Origin of the sequence: Methylobacterium sp. J-048, assembly GCF_022829515.1 — a bacterium.
GTDB lineage: Bacteria > Pseudomonadota > Alphaproteobacteria > Rhizobiales > Beijerinckiaceae > Methylobacterium.
Map to the genome: position 1 here is coordinate 1 of NZ_JAKSYL010000220.1, position 550 is coordinate 550.

At 59.5% G+C, this 550-nt stretch carries 2 protein-coding genes; both read left to right on the forward strand.

The window, feature by feature from the left end; all coding sequences use genetic code 11:
* On the forward strand, positions 1-359 hold a 359-nt coding region (locus MKL09_RS21415; RefSeq protein WP_244023496.1), incomplete at its 5' end, for an EAL domain-containing protein.
* A 30-nt stretch (positions 360-389) separates the two neighbouring features.
* A partial coding sequence (locus MKL09_RS21420) for a BLUF domain-containing protein (RefSeq protein ID WP_244023498.1) occupies positions 390-550 on the forward strand: 161 nt, incomplete at its 3' end.

Sequence of the window (550 nt, forward strand, 5' to 3'; positions counted from 1 at the left end):
AGAGGACCTTGCAGACGCTCCATCGACTGCGTGAGCTCGGGGTCCGCGTCTCGATGGACGACTTCGGCACCGGCTACTCGTCCTTGAGTTACCTGCGCAGCTTCCCGTTCGACAAGATCAAGATCGACAGGTCCTTCGTGAAGGACTTGTCGGGCAAGCCCGATGGGGACGCGATCATCCGGGCGATTGCAGGCCTCGGCAAGAGCCTGGGCATGACGACGGTTGCCGAAGGCGTGGAGACGCCGGAGCAGATGCAGCGCATTCGCGATGAAGGCTGCACCGACGTGCAGGGCTACCTCATCAGCAGGCCAATACCGGCGGATGATCTTTTGCAATTCATCGCAAGCTACAAACCCTAATCCTGAGTCACCCAACTTAATGGATGCCCCATGAGTGAGCTCTATCGCCTCGTCTACGCCAGCAAGAACCTATTTCACGGATCTGAGACTGAACTGACGGCCGTTGTCGGGCAGATCCTGGCCTCATCGCAGCGGAACAACGCTCGGGCGGATGTGACCGGAGCGCTGATGTTCAACGCTGGAGCCTTCGC